At 66.0% G+C, this 17,377-nt stretch carries 18 protein-coding genes and 2 tRNA genes; 9 read left to right on the top strand and 11 right to left on the bottom strand.

What is annotated here, in order from left to right; genetic code table 11:
• Window positions 1-102: 102 nt before the first annotated feature.
• A tRNA-Val gene (locus LCL94_RS04065) sits at window positions 103-177 on the bottom strand.
• A gap of 89 nt (window positions 178-266) precedes the next feature.
• On the bottom strand, window positions 267-2,144 hold the full coding sequence (gene sppA, locus LCL94_RS04060; RefSeq protein ID WP_224831086.1) for a signal peptide peptidase SppA: 1,878 nt from the start codon (window positions 2,142-2,144) through the stop codon (window positions 267-269).
• Between the two features lie 112 nt (window positions 2,145-2,256).
• Between sppA and LCL94_RS04055 the strand changes: the two genes are divergently transcribed.
• Together LCL94_RS04055 and LCL94_RS04050 are read left to right on the top strand one after the other, a co-directional pair.
• Complete coding sequence (locus tag LCL94_RS04055) at window positions 2,257-3,282, top strand: aspartate carbamoyltransferase catalytic subunit (protein WP_224831085.1); 1,026 nt, start codon at window positions 2,257-2,259, stop codon at window positions 3,280-3,282.
• Window positions 3,279-4,511 (top strand): dihydroorotase, encoded by a 1,233-nt coding sequence (locus LCL94_RS04050; protein WP_224831084.1) that lies wholly within the window; start codon window positions 3,279-3,281, stop codon window positions 4,509-4,511. The genes LCL94_RS04055 and LCL94_RS04050 overlap by 4 nt, the downstream gene beginning before the upstream one ends.
• A gap of 66 nt (window positions 4,512-4,577) precedes the next feature.
• On the opposite strand, the gene LCL94_RS04045 is transcribed toward LCL94_RS04050, so the two are convergent.
• The 3 genes from LCL94_RS04045 to LCL94_RS04035 are packed head-to-tail and all read right to left on the bottom strand — an operon-like array spanning window position 4,578 to window position 7,194.
• Window positions 4,578-5,894 carry an SPOR domain-containing protein gene (locus LCL94_RS04045; RefSeq protein WP_224831083.1) on the bottom strand — a complete coding sequence of 439 codons (1,317 nt, stop codon included), beginning with the start codon at window positions 5,892-5,894 and terminating at the stop codon, window positions 4,578-4,580.
• Window positions 5,895-5,934: 40 nt separating this feature from the next.
• Window positions 5,935-6,447 (bottom strand): hypothetical protein, encoded by a 513-nt coding sequence (locus tag LCL94_RS04040; RefSeq protein ID WP_160608083.1) that lies wholly within the window; start codon window positions 6,445-6,447, stop codon window positions 5,935-5,937.
• 30 nt (window positions 6,448-6,477) lie between these two features.
• Window positions 6,478-7,194, bottom strand: a complete 717-nt coding sequence (locus LCL94_RS04035; RefSeq protein WP_160608081.1) for a ParA family protein — start codon at window positions 7,192-7,194, stop codon at window positions 6,478-6,480.
• Window positions 7,195-7,417: 223 nt separating this feature from the next.
• Between LCL94_RS04035 and LCL94_RS04030 the strand changes: the two genes are divergently transcribed.
• The 4 genes from LCL94_RS04030 (at window position 7,418) to bfr (ending at window position 10,669) form a co-directional block, all read left to right on the top strand.
• Window positions 7,418-8,422: an SPOR domain-containing protein gene (locus LCL94_RS04030; RefSeq protein ID WP_224832658.1), complete on the top strand. Its 1,005-nt coding sequence runs from the start codon at window positions 7,418-7,420 to the stop codon at window positions 8,420-8,422.
• A 93-nt stretch (window positions 8,423-8,515) separates the two neighbouring features.
• On the top strand, window positions 8,516-9,787 hold the full coding sequence (locus LCL94_RS04025) for a DUF418 domain-containing protein (protein ID WP_224831082.1): 1,272 nt from the start codon (window positions 8,516-8,518) through the stop codon (window positions 9,785-9,787).
• Window positions 9,788-9,855: 68 nt separating this feature from the next.
• Complete coding sequence (locus LCL94_RS04020) at window positions 9,856-10,047, top strand: bacterioferritin-associated ferredoxin (protein ID WP_222554188.1); 192 nt, start codon at window positions 9,856-9,858, stop codon at window positions 10,045-10,047.
• Between the two features lie 124 nt (window positions 10,048-10,171).
• Window positions 10,172-10,669: a bacterioferritin gene (gene bfr / locus LCL94_RS04015; protein ID WP_160608079.1), complete on the top strand. Its 498-nt coding sequence runs from the start codon at window positions 10,172-10,174 to the stop codon at window positions 10,667-10,669.
• A 10-nt stretch (window positions 10,670-10,679) separates the two neighbouring features.
• Here the strand turns inward: bfr and LCL94_RS04010 are convergent, their stop codons facing one another.
• From LCL94_RS04010 to der, 3 genes are all read right to left on the bottom strand, one after another.
• Complete coding sequence (locus tag LCL94_RS04010) at window positions 10,680-10,880, bottom strand: hypothetical protein (RefSeq protein ID WP_224831081.1); 201 nt, start codon at window positions 10,878-10,880, stop codon at window positions 10,680-10,682.
• 117 nt (window positions 10,881-10,997) lie between these two features.
• Window positions 10,998-11,489 carry a DUF2721 domain-containing protein gene (locus LCL94_RS04005; RefSeq protein ID WP_160608075.1) on the bottom strand — a complete coding sequence of 164 codons (492 nt, stop codon included), beginning with the start codon at window positions 11,487-11,489 and terminating at the stop codon, window positions 10,998-11,000.
• A 5-nt stretch (window positions 11,490-11,494) separates the two neighbouring features.
• Complete coding sequence (der, locus tag LCL94_RS04000) at window positions 11,495-12,889, bottom strand: ribosome biogenesis GTPase Der (RefSeq protein ID WP_224831080.1); 1,395 nt, start codon at window positions 12,887-12,889, stop codon at window positions 11,495-11,497.
• A 67-nt stretch (window positions 12,890-12,956) separates the two neighbouring features.
• Here der and LCL94_RS03995 point away from each other — a divergent pair, with 67 nt between their 5' ends.
• On the top strand, window positions 12,957-13,568 hold the full coding sequence (locus LCL94_RS03995) for a CHAP domain-containing protein (protein ID WP_412070771.1): 612 nt from the start codon (window positions 12,957-12,959) through the stop codon (window positions 13,566-13,568).
• On the opposite strand, the gene LCL94_RS03990 is transcribed toward LCL94_RS03995, so the two are convergent.
• Together LCL94_RS03990 and LCL94_RS03985 are read right to left on the bottom strand one after the other, a co-directional pair.
• Window positions 13,569-13,853: a DUF3297 family protein gene (locus LCL94_RS03990; RefSeq protein WP_222553829.1), complete on the bottom strand. Its 285-nt coding sequence runs from the start codon at window positions 13,851-13,853 to the stop codon at window positions 13,569-13,571.
• Between the two features lie 39 nt (window positions 13,854-13,892).
• Window positions 13,893-14,066: a hypothetical protein gene (locus LCL94_RS03985; RefSeq protein WP_170290011.1), complete on the bottom strand. Its 174-nt coding sequence runs from the start codon at window positions 14,064-14,066 to the stop codon at window positions 13,893-13,895.
• Between the two features lie 158 nt (window positions 14,067-14,224).
• On the opposite strand from LCL94_RS03985, the gene LCL94_RS03980 reads away from it, so the two are divergent.
• Together LCL94_RS03980 and tig are read left to right on the top strand one after the other, a co-directional pair.
• Window positions 14,225-14,309: transfer RNA gene (locus LCL94_RS03980), tRNA-Leu, on the top strand.
• Window positions 14,310-14,377: 68 nt separating this feature from the next.
• Window positions 14,378-15,937, top strand: a complete 1,560-nt coding sequence (gene tig / locus LCL94_RS03975) for a trigger factor (RefSeq protein WP_224831079.1) — start codon at window positions 14,378-14,380, stop codon at window positions 15,935-15,937.
• Window positions 15,938-16,003: 66 nt separating this feature from the next.
• Here tig and LCL94_RS03970 read toward each other — a convergent pair whose 3' ends face one another.
• Window positions 16,004-17,371, bottom strand: a complete 1,368-nt coding sequence (locus LCL94_RS03970; RefSeq protein ID WP_224831078.1) for a cation:proton antiporter — start codon at window positions 17,369-17,371, stop codon at window positions 16,004-16,006.
• Window positions 17,372-17,377: the final 6 nt, after the last annotated feature.

Below are 17,377 nucleotides of genomic sequence, written 5' to 3'. Positions count from 1 at the left end.
AGATGGTAGGCCGGACGCGGCGAAAAGCAAGTTCGGGCCCGCACAGGCGCGCAAAGGCGGCCGGTCGGGGACTTGCCCGGAGAGTGTTTCAGGTCGGGAAAATGGTGGGCGCGGCAAGGATTGAACTTGCGACCCCACCCGTGTGAAGGGTGTGCTCTACCACTGAGCTACGCGCCCGCCCTGCGTGTCGCCGAAAAGCCGGTCCGACACGGGACAGGGGCGCGCCTTTACGCGGCGAATCGCGCCTTTGCAAGCGCGATGGCCGGTCAGTCGGCGAAGAGCGAAACCAGCCGCGCGAACCAGCCCTTGGGGGCTGGCGGCGATGCCTTCACCGCCTCTGCCTGCGGGCATGCGAGGCAGTAGGCCTGCGCACCCTGGACCGACAGCAGGCGGCTTGCCTCGCTGGCGATGGAGGACAGCGTGCGTGCTTCCTGCCGGGCGAAGAGAGCGAAGACATCGCGGCCTTCGGCATCGCCCTCGCTGTCGAGGATCTGGCGCAGCAGCGTATCGCGCGCGCTCGGCGGGTTGCCGAGATAGGTGGCGTGCCACTTGCCATCTTCGAGTTCGGCCTGCGCGGCGACCCAGGCGAGCGCTTCTTCCATGCCGCCGTATTCGTCCACCAGCTTGAGCTGGCGGGCGGCGCCGCCGTCCCAGACGCGGCCCTGGCCGACGCGGTCGGCTTCCTCGATGGTCATGCCGCGCGCTTCGGACACGCGGGTAAGGAAGTCGCGATAGCCGTCCTCGATCGAGGCCTGCAGGATGCGGTCCACTTCCGGCGTCAGGCCAGCCACGAGGTCGGGCTGGCCGGACAGCGGGCCGGTCTGCACGCCGTCGCTGTTCACGCCGATGCTCTGCGCCGTGCCCTCGAAGGTCGGCAGGACGGCGAAGATGCCGATGGAACCGGTGATGGTGTCGGGTTCGGCGAAAATGCGGTCGGCGGGCGTCGAAACCCAGTAACCGCCGCTGGCCGCGACATTGGCCATGGAGACGGCAACGGGGATGCCGCGCGCCTTGTGGCGCATGATCGCCTCGCGGATTTCCTCGCTCGCGAGGACGGAACCGCCCGGCGAATCCACGCGGACCACGAGGCCGGCGAAGTCGCGTTCCAGCGCTTCGTCGAGAAGTTCGGCGATGCGCGTGCCGCCGGCGGTGCCGGGGCCGGCCTTGCCGTCAACGATCTCGCCCGCGATGGTGACCACGCCGATCGGCTTGCCGTCCGTCTTCGCCGGATTGTCGGCGAGCCAGGCGTCGTAATCGGTCGAGGGGAAGGCGTTGGGCAGCTTGCTCCACTTATCCTTGCCGACCAGTTCGACAAGGCGCGCATTGAACTGGTCACGGCTGCCGAGCTGGTCGACGAGTCCTGCATCGAGCGCGGCCTTCGACAGGTCGCCCTGTGCCGCTTCGACCCATTCGGCAGGCGTCTTGGTGACAAGGTCGAGGTCCGCTGCGGGGCGGGCCTTCTTCACATTGGCCTGCCATTCTTCCCACAGCGCGCCGTACAGGGCGCGGGCGTTTTCACGCGCGGGTTCGGACATGCCGGTTTCGGTGTAAGGTTCGACCGCGCTCTTGTAGGTGCCGACCTTGTAGACGCGGGCGTTGACCTGCAGCTTGTCGAGCAGGCCCTTGAAATAGAGGCGGTTTCCACCCGGTCCGGCGACGATCGCGCCGCCCAGCGGGTTGAGCCACACTTCGCTCGCGTGGGCGGCAAGGAAGATGGAGTCGTCAGCATAGGCGGTGGCATAGGTCAGCACCGGCTTTTCCGCCGCGCGCACGCGGTCCATTGCTTCGCCGATGTCCTGCAGGTGGACCTGGCCTGCGCCCATGAAGCGGTCGAGATCGAGCACGACGGCATCGATCCGCTCGTCGCCAGCTGCCGCATCCAGCGCGCGCACGACGTCGCGGGCCTGGAATTCGCCGGTCGGTGCCTCGCCGGCCAGCAGGGCCTGCAGCGGATCGATCCGGCTCGCTTCCTCGACGATGACGCCGTCGAGTTCGAGCACCAGAGCGCCTTCGCGCACTTCGGCCGGGCTGGGGCGGGTGGTGAGGATGGCGAAGAGCAATCCGAAGAACAGCAGCATGAACAGGAGGACCAGCCCATCCTTGATCCCAACCAGCAGCCGCCAGACCTTGCCTGCAAATCGCATCGGAAACTCACCCCTGAAACTTGTGTCCCCACCGGTTTAGGCAAGCGCTGCGGGATATGCCACCCGAATGTGCTTGAGGGTGCGATAGCACTCGACTAAGGGCGTGGCTTTAATGACAGCTTCGCAAACACCGCCTCACGCCGCCCGTTATCCTGCGGGCGTGCGGGCCTTTCCGCATCGCGACCTGCTCGGCATCGGCCAGCTGGAGCGGCACGAGATCCTCTTCCTCCTCGACGAGGCGGAACAATGGGTCGCTCTCAACCGCCAGCGCAACAAGCATACCGATACGCTGGCCGGGCTGACGATCATCAATGCCTTCTTCGAAAACAGCACGCGCACGCTGCTGAGCTTCGAGATCGCCGGCAAGCGGCTGGGCGCAGACGTGGTCAACATGCACGCGGCCACCTCCAGCGTGAAGAAGGGCGAGACGCTGATCGACACGGCGATCACGCTCAATGCCATGCGCGCCGATGCGATCGTGATCCGCCACGGGTCGAGCGGGGCGACCGGGCTGATCGCGGACAAGGTCGACTGTCCCGTGCTGAACGCGGGCGACGGCCAGCACGAACACCCGACGCAGGCGCTGCTCGATGCGCTGGCGCTTCGCCATTCGCTGCGCGAACGCGGTGCTGCGGCGGACGATTTCACCGGCCTGACCATCACCATTTGCGGCGATATCCTGCACAGCCGCGTGGCGCGGTCGAACCTGCTGTGCCTGCAGGCGCTCGGCGCGACGGTGCGGCTCTGTGCCCCGCCGGCGCTGATGCCCTCGGGTATCGAGGCGATGGGGGCCGAGGTTTACCACGATTTCGACGCCGCGCTCGACGGGGCGGACGTGGTCATGATGCTGCGGCTCCAGACCGAACGGATGAGCGGGCAGTTCATTCCCTCGGCCCGCGAATACCACCACCTTTACGGCCTCACCGCAGCGCGGCTCGAAAAGGCCGGCAAGGACGCGCTCGTGATGCATCCCGGTCCGATGAACCGCGGCGTGGAGATCGACAGCGACGTTGCCGACATGATCGATCGCTCGATCATCACGCGGCAGGTGGAAATGGGTGTCGCCATCCGCATGGCCTGCCTCGACGTGCTGACCCGCCGCTCGCGAGGGGTCGAGGGCTGGGGAGAAGCGGCATGAAGCAGACCCGCCCGATAACCATTACCGGCGGCCGGCTGGTAACGCCGGCAGGCGTGCGCGAAGGCGTGCTGCGCATGGTCGATGGCCGGATCGCCGCTCTCGGCGATGTGGCGGCAGAGGATGGCGACGAGATTGTCGATGCGCGGGGCGGTCTCGTTGCCCCCGGACTTATCGACCTCGGCGTTTTCGCCATCGACAAGCCCGCCTTCCATTTCGGCGGGATCACGCGTGCTGCGCTGATGCCGGACCAGTCGCCTGCGCTCGACTTGCCTAGCCGCGTTTCCTACATCGCCAAGAGCGGCAAGCCAGACCTCTGGGTCCACCCGCTGGCAGCCGCCACGCGCGGGCTGGAAGGCCGAGAAATCGCCGAGATCGCCCTCATGCGCGAGGCCGGTGCCCGCGGCGTTGCAACGGGGCGCAGCTGGATTGCGGATTCGGGCGCGATGCTGCGCCTGCTCCAGTATGCTGCCATGCTCGACATGACGGTGGTCACCCATGCCGAGGATGCAGCGCTGGTCGGTAGCGCGGTCGCAACGGCAGGCGAATACGCCACCCGCCGCGGCCTGCCGAGTGCACCCGCCGAAGCCGAAGCGATCGCCATCGCGCGCGACCTCGCCCTTGCAGAGATGGCCGGCGCGCGCCTGCATTTCCGCCAGGTGACGACCGCCGCAGGGCTCGACCTCGTCCGCCGCGCGAAGGCGCAAGGGCAGGCAGTCACCGCCGGGGTCACGCCTGCGCATTTCATGCTGTCGGACCTCGCGACGGTCGACTTCCGCACCTTTGCCCGCCTGTCGCCCCCGCTCCGCGGCGAGGCTGACCGGCAGGCGGTGCGCGCAGCCATTGCGGACGGCACGATCGACGTGATTTCAAGCGGCCACGACCCGCGCGGCCCCGAGGACAAGCGCCTGCCCTTCGCCGATGCCGAACCGGGCATGGCGGGGGCGGAGACGCTGCTCGCCATGGTCCTGTCACTGGTGCTGGACGATGTAATCGACCTTGGCCGCGCGTTCGAACTGGTCTCAGGCAAGCCCGCTCAGCTGCTGGACGTCGAGGCTGGCCGCCTCGAAGCCGGGCTGGAGGCGGATATCGCCATCGTCGACCCCGACCGCCCGTGGGTCATCCAGAGCGCGAAGATGGCTGCGACCGCGGGCAACACGCCCTTCGACGGTCAGCCGACCCAGGGCCGCGTCACGGCCTTGTGGAAGGGCGGCGTCGCAATCGGCGGCTGACCAAGAAAAAGCCCCTCCCGGATCGCTCCGGCAGGGGCTTTCAGTCTTGGATTATGGCTACGCGTCTTAGCGCGCTGCGACCCTTATTGCCGCATCCCCGAGATGACCGGGAAGCGGATTTCCGGAGGCATAGGCGATGCAACCGCCGCCCTTGCCCTTGACCGTGGAACACAGGCCGCGGGCAGAATCCCTGGCGAAGCCGGCAGCGGCCACGCGGTAGTAGATCTTGCCGTTCACGCGGGCCTTGGTGATGACCTTCTGCGCGTCGCTCAGCTGGGGATACATGTCCTGGAACTTGCGCCAGCCTTCCTGCGCATCGGACATCGAGAAATACGAGCCGAGCTGGATGTTGTAATTGCCCTTGGCAAGAGAGAGGCTCGGCGCGGCGGCAGGTGCGGCAGCGCGTGCCGGAGCGGCATCGGCGACACGCGACTTGGCCGGGGCCGGAGCCGGGACCGGCTGCGCGACTTCGGCGGCGACGAACTGCTTGCGCGGCTGTGCGACCGACAGGCCGGCATCGGCTAGGCCGGCGTCGGCATCGTCGAGCGCGACCGGGGCATCGTCGACCGGCGGCAGTTCGCCGGCGAAAGCGAAGGCCGGGGCCTCGTCCTCGACGACGACTTCGTCGGTGGCGGTTTCGGCGGCGAGCATTTCGACGCTCGGATTGTTCGACAGCGCGAGGATGGCCGGCTGGCCCAGGTCGGCTTCGATACCGACACCCATCAGGTGGGCGACGCGAACGCGCGACATCTGCGGGCTGGCAAGCGCGCCCCATTCGGCCATGCGGTCGCCGACCTGGTCGGCGGGCACGTCTTCGGCAACCATCAGGCGCGAAGCGCGCCACTGGCCCGAAAGCGCATAGGCATAGGCGAGGTTCTGGCGGGTCTTGGCGGTGTTTTCACCGCCGCGAATGGCATTGCTCAGCACATGGACGCCGCGTTCCGGCTGGCCGGCAAGCGCGATGGCGAGGCCGAAGTCGGCCGGATCGATGGCGGCTTCCCAGCGCTCGAGCGTTTCGATGGCGCCGGCCTGGTCGCCCGCGCCGATCTGGGCGAGGGCGAGGCTGACGACAGTGCGCGGGCCATTGTCGCCCAGTGTGACCGCATCGGCAAAGCTCTGCGCAGCGGACTGGAAACGACCGGATTCGAGATAGGCATTGCCCAGCAGCGTGCGGGCGCCGGCATCGCGCGGGCTGGCGAGAACCGCCGCCTCGGCGTGCTGGACGGCCTTGCTGGCCTTGCCCTTCTGCAGCGCGAGTTCGGCCTTGGCGGCCGAATGCGACGCGGTCGGTGCGACCTTGCCGCTGCAGCCTGCAAGGCCTGTGGTTGCCAGGGCCGTGGTAACGGCCAGCCGGACGAAGATTTGTTTCCTGGTCTGCGTCATTGCTTACCCCCTAAAGGCGATCCCACGTCCTTGGTTGTGCTCACTGACCGTCCCGCTGCACCTGGGCAGCGAGCGCGGCGATTTCCGGCATTTCGGCCAAGAGGCCGTCGAGTGCGTCGGTCACCAGCTGCTGGGCGCTGGCACCGCGAACGGTGCAGGCGAGGCGCAGCATGAGGTGCCGTTTCTGGTCGAGGCGCAGCGTGAAGGCCGCGCGCTTGCCCTGGCGCAGCGCGGAAGCGCGCTGGACGGGCTGTTTGTCTTCCGGCTTCTTTTCCAGCTGGCTCGCAATGCGATCCAGCGAAGCGCGTACCTGGTTCGGGCCGCCGCTTTCATTGGCGGCCAGCGGTGCGATCGAGACGACTTGTGCGCTCTTGCTTTCGGCAACAGGCGCGTCGTCACCCATATCGTTCCAGCCAAGGTCCTCGAGGTTGGCCGCCGCTGCGGCTCCGTCCACTGGCCCGGCAATCGTCGACTGCGGACGCATGGCAGGCTTGGCGCCGCCCTTGCGTGCGAGCAGGGTCGAAGAGAGCGATGCGAAATTGGCGTCAGACATCCGGCTAGCCCCGCCTTTCCTCTTGTGCTCTTACTGGGCGACCCGACGGCCGAAGCCACCGGCGGGACGATAGGCACCGGGCACGGCCGACTGGGAGTTCGGCGCGGCAAACACGGTGCGGCGGAAATTCTTTTCGAGGCGGTCCGCGATATACTTCCACAGCGCGGTGACCTCGGCAGCCGAACGGCTTTCCGGATCCACTTCCATGACCGTGCGGCCGTCGATCATCGAGGCAGCGAAGTCGGTGCGGTGGTGCAGGGTGATCGGGGCGACCGTGCCGTGCTGCGACAGCGCGACGGCGGCTTCCGAGGTGATCTTGGCCTTGGGCGTGGCTGCGTTGACCACGAAGATCAGCGGCTTGCCGGCGCGTTCGCACAGGTCGACGGTGGCACCGACGGCGCGCAGATCGTGCGGGCTGGGACGGGTCGGCACGACGATCAGTTCGGCAACCGAAATCACCGACTGGATGGCCATGGTGATGGCCGGCGGCGTATCGATGACGGCGAGCTTGAAGCCCTGCTGGCGCAGGACCGCCAGGTCGTTGGCGAGCCGGGCGACCGTGGTCTGGGCGAAGGCGGGAAGTTCCGCCTCGCGCTCGTTCCACCAGTCGGCAAGCGAGCCTTGCGGGTCGATGTCGATCAGCACGACCGGGCCTGCGCCCGCTCGCTGTGCCTGAACGGCTAGATGTCCGGATAGGGTGGTCTTGCCCGATCCGCCCTTCTGCGATGCCAATGCCAATACACGCAAGGTTGGTCCCCCTGATTGCGCCTGTAGCCACGTCGAGCCGCGAAGGTGCGGCCCTCTCGACAGAAGGAAATCGCAGACTACCCCTAATTTAGGGTTAATTTTCCCAGACATTCATTTGCGAGGGCGCGAGGCCGCAATGTCGAGGCTTTGTTAAGCCGGGCGTTGCTATCAGACCGCCTCGGCGGGTATCCACCGGCACAGGGAAAAGGACGGGGACGTGCAGATGAAGCTCCACAAGTCAGGCATTTGCGCAGCGCTCGCAGCGCTCGCGGTGCTGCTGCCTGCGGGTTCGGCGCTGGCCGACGTGAAGGCCGGAGTCGATGCGTGGAGCGCGGGCAATTACGATGCTGCCGTACGCGAATGGCGCGAACCGGCGCGCTCGGGCGATGCCGATGCGCAGTTCAATCTCGCGCAGGCCTACCGGCTTGGCCGCGGCGTGCCGGCGGACGATGCGCAGGCCGAGACCCTCTATGCGCAGGCGGCGGCACAGGGGCACCTGCGCGCGGCCGACCAGTACGGCCTGCTCTTGTTCCAGAAGGGGGAGCGGGAGAAGGCCATGCCCTATGTCGCGGGCGCGGCAGGGCGGGGCGATCCGCGTGCGCAATATCTCCTCGGTATCGCGCATTTCAACGGCGACCTTGCCGACAAGGACTGGCCGCGCGCCTATGCCCTTCTGACGCTGGCCAACAGCACGGGCCTGCCACAGGCGGCGAGCGCTCTGGCGCAGATGGACGAATATATCCCGCTGGAGCAGCGCCAGCAGGCCCAGGCGCTGGCCGTCTCGATCAGGGCAGACGCCGAATCGCGCCGTGCGCGTGACCTTGCCGCGGTCGATCTCGCTCTGGGGGCTACGGAAGAGCCCGCCGCCCCTGCGCCTGCTCCTGCACCTGCCCCCAAGCCCGTCCAGGTCCACAAGGCCCCGGTAACTGTCGCAGCGCTGGCCGCGCCTGCACCCGCTCCGGCCAAGCCTGCCGCGCCGAAAGCGCCGGCTACGAAGCCTGCCGGCGAATGGAAGGTCCAGCTCGGCTCGTTCGCCGTGGCCGGGAATGCCGACCGCATGTGGCGGCAACTGGCATCGCGGCCCGAGGTCGCCGGACGTGACAAGCTCGAGAAGGCTTCGGGCAAGCTGACCGTGCTCTATGCATCGGGCTATGCCAGCCGCTCCGAGGCCGCGTCCGCCTGCGCTTCGCTCAAGCGTAGCGGGCAGGACTGCCTCGTCACCCGCTGAGCGGCATTCGTCGAAAGCTGTGCGCAGGTCGGCTGGCGGGGGTGTCACCCTGCCGGGCAGAGGCGTAGACCCCGCTTCGGACAAGGGGGGATCATGGTCAGCGAAGCGACGACACCGGACCGGCCGCAGCCGATTGCCGAAACCGGCGGGCGGATTGCCAGCCTCGACTTCATCCGCGGCCTCGCCGTTATGGGCATCCTTGCCGCGAATATCTTCGCGATGGGCCAGCCGTTCACCGCCTACATGTTCCCCGATGGCTTCGCGACCGAGCCGGGCCCGGCCGACGGCTGGCTGTGGGTCGCCCAGTTCGTCCTGATAGACGGCAAGATGCGAGGGCTGTTCAGCCTGCTGTTCGGGGCCGGGCTATACCTCTTCATGGAGCGCGTCTGGGCCAAGGGCGGCACGGTCTGGTTGCAGGTTAAGCGCCTACTGTGGCTCGGCCTGTTCGGGCTGATCCATTTCTACTTCATCTGGCGCGGGGACATCCTGTTCCTCTACGCCATCAGCGGGCTCATCGCCGTGGCCGTCTTCATCGGCATGAGCTTGCGCAAGAAGCTGGTGTTCGGCATCCTCGCCTATATCGCGGGTGCACTGCTCTACGGCATGATGACGATCTTCATGCAGGTTGCCGCCGATGGCGACCACCAGGACAATGCCGTCTTCGCCCCGATGCAGCAGGAACTGCAGGTCGCCGCCGAGGAGGACCTGGCCGACGGGCGCGCCGAGACCGTAATCCGGCAGGACGGCACCTATTTCGACTATGTCGAACACAATATCACCGAACACGCCTCGGGACCGGCGATGTCGCTGTTCTTCTTCGCCTTCGAGACGCTGCCGCTGATGCTGTTCGGCATGGTGCTCTACCAGAAGGGCCTGTTCGACGGGCGCTGGGACAGCCGCAAGCTGCGTGGCTGGGCCTGGGCCGGGCTGGTCATAGGCGCAGTCCTCCACCTGTGGATCGCCGTGGCGACGAAGAACGCAGGGCTCACCTATTACGGCACGCTCGCCGCATTCGTCGGGTGGTCGCATATCCCGCGCCTGTTGATGGTGCTCGGCCTTGCCGTGCTCCTCGCGCTCCATGCGCCGAAAGCCGGCAGCTGGCTGGCCGACCGGGTCTCCGCCGCGGGTCGTGCGGCCTTCACCAACTACCTCGGCACCTCGATCGTGATGCTGTTCGTGTTCGGCAACTGGGGCCTCGACCTGTTCGCGCGCTTCGGGCGAATCGAGCTGTATGGCTTCGTGCTGGCGGCCTGGGTGCTGATGCTGGCATGGTCGAAGCCGTGGCTGGAACGCTATCGCTACGGACCGCTCGAATGGCTGTGGCGCTGCCTGACCTATGGGCGGATGTTCGCGCTCAAACGGTGAAGGCTTGCTATTGCGACTAATTCGCAATACATCTGCTCTTGCGAATCAATCGCAAGGACCTCGACACCGTGTACACTTGCATCTGCAATGCCATCCGCGAAACCGACCTGCGTGCCACGGCGCGCCGCGTTTCGGGCGACGCGGAAGCCTGCTATGCCGCGCTCGGCAAGCGGCCCAATTGCGGCGCCTGCCTCGACGAAGCCGATGCGATCATCTTCGAAGAGCGCGAAATGGCCTTCGAACCGGCCTGCAGCCGGTAACAAACCGCTACTGAAAATCGCTCGCAACTGGCGGATTTCCGCCATTTTTTCGCGTTTCCCGCCTTGCCCGCAGGCGCCTGTGGACGCATAGTCCGGCCCTCAATCCAGGCAAAGGGACAGGGCCATGAAGGGCGATCCGAAAACCATCGAATACCTCAACAAGGCGCTGACCAACGAATTGACGGCAATCAACCAGTACTGGCTGCACTACCGCGTGCTGGCCGACTGGGGCGTCAGCAAGCTGGCCGAGTACGAGCGGCACGAATCCATCGACGAGATGAAGCACGCCGACATCCTTGCCGAACGCATCCTGTTCCTGAACGGGCTCCCCAACTTCCAGGCCATCCACAAGCTCAAGGTCGGCGAGACGGTCGAGGAAATCCTGCGCGCCGACCTCGCGATGGAAAACGAGGCGATCCCGCTGCTGCGCGATGCGATCGAACACTGCGAAAGCGTGCGCGACTATGTCAGCCGCGAAATTTTCGAGCGCATCCTCGAAAGCGAGGAAGAGCATGTCGACTTCCTCGAGACCCAGTTCGACATGATCGAACGCATGGGCCTGCAGAATTACGTCCAGCTCAACTCCAAGCCCGCCGGCGACGCGCAGGAAAACGCCGGCTAGGCCGGCCCGCTCACGACACTTCCCAGAAGACCGCGCCGCCCGATCCGCGGCGGCGCAGGGTGGCGATGTGCCGCGTGCCTTCGCGCAGTTCGGCCGGTCCCTCGGCGGCATTGATGTCGGCAATCATGAGGGCGGCGGCAATGTCGAGCGCGTCGAATTCCAGCGCGTGGTCTTCCCCGTGGGGGACGATCGAGAGGCTGATTCTCTGCATGGCAAATCTCCCTTGCTCGAAAGGGAGGCTGGAGCGGCACCGATTAACGGCAGATAACGCAGGGATAGTCGCCTTTCCGTAGCGTCGGCCTGTCCCCGACCGGAGGCGGAAATACGGTCAGTCGCCGCCGATGCGCTCGACCATGCGTTCGTGATTGCGCCTTGCCGCGGTGCGCGTTTCCATGAGGAACGCCGCAAGACCTGCCATCAGCAGCGCCATGGTGACGAGCCACGAGAGCGCGACGAGCGTTCCCAGCGGGGTGCGGATGAAGGCGCTCACGAACAGCAGCATGATGACGATGCTGATGGTGAAAGCCGATGCGGTGCTCAGCATCACCGCGCGCTGGGCCAGCACGCGGCGGCGTTCCAGCGCGGGCAGTTCCTTTACCAGATCGCCTGCCTCGCCCGCCTCGTCGGCGGCAAGGATGCGCTCGATCTTGTTGGCGACCCAGATCAGCCGGTTGGTCATGACGTTCATGACCGCGCCGATACCGGCAAGGAGGAAGGCGGGTGCCAGCGACAGCTGCACCACGTTCTGGACGCGGACGCTCGAACTCGTGCGCTCGATGATGTCGATCCCTGGCAGGCTGAGGAGCAGGTCGACCGGCATCGCGATCAATCCTTCTTGTAGGGGTTCTTGGGTGACTTCAGCACGACGCGGACCGGCACGGCATCGAAGCCCAGCTTCTGGCGGATGCCGTTGACGAGGTAGCGCTCGTAACTCTTGGGCAGCATGTCCAGCCGCGTGCCGAACACGACGAAGCGCGGCGGGCGGGTGCTGGCCTGGGTGATGTAGCGCAGTTTGATGCGCTTGCCCTTGGGCGCGGGCGGCGGGTTTGCTTCCAGCGCGTCGTCGAACCAGCGGTTGAGTGCCGCTGTCGGCACGCGGCGGCTCCACGCCTCGCGTAGTTCGAAGGCCGCGGACAGCATGGTGTCGAGGCCCTTGCCGGTCTTGGCGGACACGGCGAACAGCGGCACGCCGCGAACCTGTGCCAGCCCTTCGTTCAGCGCCTCGCGGATGCCGTTGAACAGCGAGCTGGCGTTTTCGGCGATGTCCCACTTGTTGATCGCGACCATCAGCGCACGGCCTTCTTCGAGTACCTGGCTGGCGATCTTGAGGTCCTGGTGTTCGAGCCCCTTGGTCGCATCGAGCAGCAGCACCACGACCTCGGCGAAATCGATCGCGCGGCGCGCGTCGGCGACCGACAGCTTCTCGATCTTGTCGACCACGCGGGCACGCTTGCGCATGCCGGCGGTGTCGATCAGGCGGATCTGGCGCGTCTCGCTGGCCTTGGGATCGAACCATTCCCAGTCGACGGCGATGGAATCGCGGGTGATCCCGGCCTCGGGTCCGGTCAGCAGGCGGTCTTCGCCGAGCAGCTGGTTGATCAGCGTGGACTTGCCGGCATTGGGACGCCCGACGATCGCCAGCTTGAGCGGACCTGACAGGGCCTCTTCATCGTCTTCGCTCTCGAACTCGGCAGCCGTTTCGGCTTCTTCGGCCTTGGCTCCGATCAGCGGCCACAACCCGCCGAACAGGTCGGCCACGCCTTCGCCGTGTTCGGCCGAGATGCCCAGCGGCTCTCCCAGGCCCAGCGAATAGCTTTCGTAGATGCCTGCTTCTGCCGCCTTGCCTTCGGCCTTGTTGGCGACGAGCACGACCGGCACTTCCTGCTCGCGCAGCCAGCGGGCGATTTCCTCGTCCAGCGGGGTGATGCCTGCTCGCGCATCGATCACGAACAGCGCGGCATCGGCGCCTTCGAGGCTGACCTCGGTCTGCTTGCGCATGCGGCCGGGGAGAGTTTCGGCGTCCTCGTCTTCCCAGCCTGCGGTATCGACCACGGTGAACTCGAGACCCGCGATCACGGCATCGCCCATCCGGCGGTCGCGCGTGACGCCGGGCTGGTCGTCGACCAGGGCGAGTTTCTTGCCGACCAGCCTGTTGAACAGGGTGGACTTGCCCACATTGGGCCGGCCGATGATGATCACGGTGGGTTTGGAGGCGTTCATTCTGTCGCGGCAAGTGGCCTCTTGCGGGCAAATTGGCAAGTGCGCGCGGCTTAGGCCTGTCTTAACCATGTCCGATTATGCCGGAGGCATGAGAAAGCTTGCCGCATCCACCGCCGCCTGTCTTTTCGCTGCGACCGCCATGTCGGGCGCACCCGCCCATGCCAGCGACGGGTCCGAGGAACTGACCGCCTACATCCAGTGTGCGCCCTATGCGCGCGAGGTTTCGGGGATCGAGCTTTATGGCGATGCGCATACCTGGTGGGACCAGGCGCAGGGCCGCTATGTGACCGGCAGCGCGCCGCGCCCCGGCGCAGTACTGGCCTTCAGGCCCCACCGTTCGATGGAACTGGGCCATGTCGCGACCGTCAGCCGCGTGATCGATTCGCGCCGCGTGCTGCTCGACCATGCGAACTGGTCGCCCATCAACGGACGCCGCGGGCAGGTCGAGAAGGACGTGCTGGCACAGGACGTTTCGGCGGCCAACGACTGGAGCGAGGTGCAGGTCTGGTATGCACCGATCGGCGACCTCGGAACCACGCGCTGGCCGACGGCCGGGTTCATCTATTCCGACAAGGCCCGCAGCCCGCGTCCTGCAGCATCCGTGCAGATCGCGCGAACTCCCGCGCCGAGGAAGACCTCGCGCGAGTTCCTGTCGGCTTTCGCCGATTACGCGGAGTGATCAGCCGGCCTTGTTGACCGGCGGATTGTCGCCCAGGTCTTCGTACCAGGCTTCGACCGGGCCGCTCAGCTTCAGCGTCAGCGGATTGCCCTTGCGATCGACCGTCTTGCCGGCCTGAACGCGCACCCAGCCTTCGGAAATCGAATATTCCTCGATGTCCGTCCGCTCGCGGCCCTTGAAGCGGATTCCCACGCCGCGCTTCAGCACTTCGACGTCGAAATGCTCGCTCTTGGGGTTCACCGAAAGGTGGTCGGGCGGAAGGTCTGCTTTGGTGTCGTCGCTCATGGGTCGCGCCACTAGTCGCGCTTGCGCCTGCCCGCAAGGTCAATCCGGCGGGGGCGGGGTCTCCAGCGGGGAGGGCGAGGGTTCGTCATAGTCCGGCTGGAGCGGCTCGATGCCGGGCGGCTCTTCCATCGGGCTTTCGTTCGGCTGCTGCGGGGGCGGCATCTCCGGCGGGGCGGAGGGGTCGATCCGGTCGGGGTCGGGCTGTGTGGCCATGGTGCGTCCTTTGCTCGGTCGGCAGCAGTTTGAAAACGTCTCGCGGGGACAGGACGTTCCCGGCGCGCTGCCGCGCTTGCCCTTTTCGCCCGACCCGACTAGAGGCACGCGCCTATACGCGTGGCGCCCGTCGCCTACGTGCAGCTTCGTTCGGGTTAGCGGGCGTGGCGGAACTGGTAGACGCGCTGGTTTTAGGTACCAGTATCGCAAGATGTGGGGGTTCGAGTCCCTTCGCCCGCACCAGTCCGTCACGGACGTGTTTAGCCTTCGCGCCATATTTAGACACTTGGAAAGTCACGAGTTTTCATCCCATGCAGATCAAAGAAACCGCCAATGACGGCCTGAAGCGCGCCTATTCGATCACCATTTCGGCCAAGGAAATCGACGGCCGGATCGATAGCGAGATCAAGAAGATCGCCCCGCAGGTGAAGATGCCCGGCTTCCGCCCCGGCAAGGTCCCGGCGAATCTCGTCCGCAAGATGCATGGCGAACAGCTGCACGCGCAGGCCGTGAACGACATGATCCGCGAATCGGTCGACAAGGTCATGGCCGACAATGAACTGCGTCCCGCGATGCAGCCCAAGGTCGAACTCGGCGCCGACTATGCCGACGGCAAGGACGCCAAGGTCACGGTCGAGCTCGAAGTGCTCCCCCAGATCGAGGCTCCCTCGGTCGACGGTCTTGCCATCGAACGCCTGACGGTCCCCGTCAGCGACGAGCAGGTCATGGACGCGATCAAGATGCTCGCCGCCAACAACAAGAGCTACAAGGACGCTGCCAAGTCGAAGAAGGCTGCCGATGGCGACCAGCTGATCATCGACTTCGTGGGCCGTGTCGACGGCGTCGAATTCGAAGGCGGCAAGGCCGAGAACACCCCGCTGGTGCTTGGCTCGGGCATGTTCATCCCTGGCTTCGAAGACCAGCTGACCGGCGTGAAGACGGGCGACAAGAAGACCATCACGGTCACTTTCCCCGAAGATTACCAAGCCGCGCACCTTGCCGGCAAGGAAGCCGAATTCGACGTGACCGTGCAGGCGGTCAAGGTCGAGGGCGAGACGGAAATCGACGATGCCTTCGCCAAGAACTTCGGCCTCGACGGTCTCGACAAGCTCAAGGAACTGATGCGCGGCCAGCTCGAGCAGGAAACTGCCGGCCTTACCCGCACCCAGATGAAGCGCTCGCTGCTCGACCAGCTGGCTGCCGGTCACGACTTCGCCGTGCCGCAGGGCATGGTGGATGCCGAGTTCGACCAGATCTGGACCCAGCTTCAGCAGGAAGCCGCCCGTTCGGACGATCCGGAAGCCATGCTGAAGGAAATCGAAGCCGAGAAGGACGACTACCGCTCTATCGCCGAGCGCCGCGTGCGCCTCGGCCTGCTGCTGTCGGAAATCGGCCAGGCCAACAACGTGCAGGTCACCTCGCAGGAAATGAGCATGCTCATCCAGCAGGCGGCCCAGCAGTACCGCGCCGAAGACCGTGAACGCTTCATCCAGTACGTCCAGTCGGAGCCGATGGCCGCCGCCCAGCTGCGCGCCCCGCTTTACGAAGACAAGGTCGTCGACTTCCTGTTCGACAAGGCCGAAATCACCGACCGCGAAGTGACGCGCGAGGAACTGGAAGCTGCCATCGAAGCGGAAGAAACCGCCGAAGCGGCCAAGCCTGCCAAGAAGAAGGCTCCGGCCAAGAAGAAGGCTCCTGCCAAGAAGGCCGAAGACAAGAAGGCCGACGACAAGCCGGCCAAGAAGGCTCCGGCGAAAAAGGCAGCTGCCAAGAAGGACGAAGGCGAGAAGAAGGCTCCCGCCAAGAAGGCCGCGGCCAAGAAGCCCGCTGCCAAGAAGGCTCCTGCCAAGAAGCCTGCCGCCAAGAAGTAATCCTTCTTCAAAAAGCATTCGAGGGCGGTCGGAGCGATCCGGCCGCCCTTTTGCTTGCCTGCAGCGCTAGAGCTTGGGGTCGGGCTGGACCCTCAAGCTCCTGCTTTCGGGCGTGAGGCGATCTATCGTGTCTTCCTGCCCGTCATGGATATGGGCATTCCGGCGCTCCGCATGGCGGATCAGCGGCCCTGCAAGGATGCCGTGCACGACGATCGAGGTGAGGATGATGAAGCTCGCCAGCGCCCAGAGCAGGTCCAGCCCTTCGAAATCGGCGTGGTTCTGCCCGTAGGCGAGGTAGTAGATCGACCCCATCCCGCGCACACCCAGGAAAGCGACGGTCATCTTGCCGACCAGCGGCAGGTCGCAATTCGCCTCTGCCATCAGTCCCGCAACCGGGCGGATGACGAAGATCAGCGCCAGCCCGACGAGAGCAGCCGGCCAGGTCAGCGCGTCCAGCACCCCGCTTGCCAGCATGGCACCGAAACCGAAGAGCACCGCGACCAGCACGATCTGCTCGATCTGGTCGATGAAGTGGTGGCTCAGCTTGTGATAGCGGCTGCGGTTCTCGCGCTGCCGTGCCGTGACTGCCCCGACAAAGACGGCGATGAAGCCATAGCCTTCGACCATCTCCGCAAGCCCATAGGCAAGCAGCAGCGTGCCGAGCACGATCAGCCCTTCGCTGGTCGAATAGGTCGGCTGGTCGACGCCGCCGTCCTCCTCGTTCTCCAGTTCTTCGATAGGCGCGTCGGCTTCGCGCTCGAACACGTACCAGGCGCCCGCGCGGCCCACGGCCCAGCCCATCGCGACGCCCGCGACGATCCGCCAGACGAGGTCGAGCGCGGCCCATTCCAGCGTCCAGGCGCCGACCGAACTCATGCCCACTGCGGCAATCGCAAGGTAGGTGAAAGGAAAGGCGAGGCCGTCGTTGAGGCCCGCTTCGACGGTGAGCGAGAAGCGTACGTCGTGCCGCTTGTTCTCGCCCGGCGGACCTACCTGGACGCTGCGGGCCAGCACCGGGTCGGTCGGTGCCATCGCCGCCCCCAGCAGCAAGGCAGAGGCTGGCGCAAGGCCCAAAGCCCACCAGCCGAGCCAAGCCACCGCTGCGATCGTCACCGGCATGGCGACCAGCAGCAAGGGCCAGATCTGGCCCCAGTTCTTCCAGCTGACCGGGCGGTCGATCGCAATGCCCGCCGCCATCAGCGAGGCGATGACGATGAACTCTGTCACATATTCGAGGGCTACCGCATCGAAGCCGTCGACGGTCGGGTTGACGTGCGGCAATCCGATCGGGAGCGAGAAGACGAGATAACCCGCCGCCACATAGACGATGGGAAGCGACAGCCAGAACCTGGCCAGCCATTTCTCCAGCGTGACCGCGAGGGTCAGCCCGAGACCGAACAGGACGAACAGGAAGATGCGCGGATCGAATTCCATCCGCGC

It is taken from the genome of Qipengyuania gaetbuli, from assembly GCF_020171365.1.
Lineage (GTDB): Bacteria > Pseudomonadota > Alphaproteobacteria > Sphingomonadales > Sphingomonadaceae > Qipengyuania > Qipengyuania gaetbuli_B.
This window is presented reverse-complemented; position numbering and strand designations above follow the sequence as displayed.

What these genes read in the sequence shown, in the direction of transcription:
- sppA (WP_224831086.1), bottom strand. Translation starts at nt 2,144, where the DNA reads ATGCGATTTGCAGGCAAGGTCTGGCGGCTGCTGGTTGGGATCAAGGAT.
- der (WP_224831080.1), bottom strand. Translation starts at nt 12,889, where the DNA reads ATGAACGCCTCCAAACCCACCGTGATCATCATCGGCCGGCCCAATGTG.
- LCL94_RS04055 (WP_224831085.1), top strand. Translation starts at nt 2,257, where the DNA reads ATGACAGCTTCGCAAACACCGCCTCACGCCGCCCGTTATCCTGCGGGC.
- tig (WP_224831079.1), top strand. Translation starts at nt 14,378, where the DNA reads ATGCAGATCAAAGAAACCGCCAATGACGGCCTGAAGCGCGCCTATTCG.
- LCL94_RS03995 (WP_412070771.1), top strand. Translation starts at nt 12,957, where the DNA reads ATGTCCGATTATGCCGGAGGCATGAGAAAGCTTGCCGCATCCACCGCC.
- LCL94_RS03970 (WP_224831078.1), bottom strand. Translation starts at nt 17,371, where the DNA reads ATGGAATTCGATCCGCGCATCTTCCTGTTCGTCCTGTTCGGTCTCGGG.
- LCL94_RS04005 (WP_160608075.1), bottom strand. Translation starts at nt 11,489, where the DNA reads ATGCCGGTCGACCTGCTCCTCAGCCTGCCAGGGATCGACATCATCGAG.
- LCL94_RS04045 (WP_224831083.1), bottom strand. Translation starts at nt 5,894, where the DNA reads ATGACGCAGACCAGGAAACAAATCTTCGTCCGGCTGGCCGTTACCACG.
- LCL94_RS04030 (WP_224832658.1), top strand. Translation starts at nt 7,418, where the DNA reads ATGAAGCTCCACAAGTCAGGCATTTGCGCAGCGCTCGCAGCGCTCGCG.
- bfr (WP_160608079.1), top strand. Translation starts at nt 10,172, where the DNA reads ATGAAGGGCGATCCGAAAACCATCGAATACCTCAACAAGGCGCTGACC.
- LCL94_RS04050 (WP_224831084.1), top strand. Translation starts at nt 3,279, where the DNA reads ATGAAGCAGACCCGCCCGATAACCATTACCGGCGGCCGGCTGGTAACG.
- LCL94_RS03990 (WP_222553829.1), bottom strand. Translation starts at nt 13,853, where the DNA reads ATGAGCGACGACACCAAAGCAGACCTTCCGCCCGACCACCTTTCGGTG.
- LCL94_RS04025 (WP_224831082.1), top strand. Translation starts at nt 8,516, where the DNA reads ATGGTCAGCGAAGCGACGACACCGGACCGGCCGCAGCCGATTGCCGAA.
- LCL94_RS04040 (WP_160608083.1), bottom strand. Translation starts at nt 6,447, where the DNA reads ATGTCTGACGCCAATTTCGCATCGCTCTCTTCGACCCTGCTCGCACGC.
- LCL94_RS03985 (WP_170290011.1), bottom strand. Translation starts at nt 14,066, where the DNA reads ATGGCCACACAGCCCGACCCCGACCGGATCGACCCCTCCGCCCCGCCG.
- LCL94_RS04010 (WP_224831081.1), bottom strand. Translation starts at nt 10,880, where the DNA reads ATGCAGAGAATCAGCCTCTCGATCGTCCCCCACGGGGAAGACCACGCG.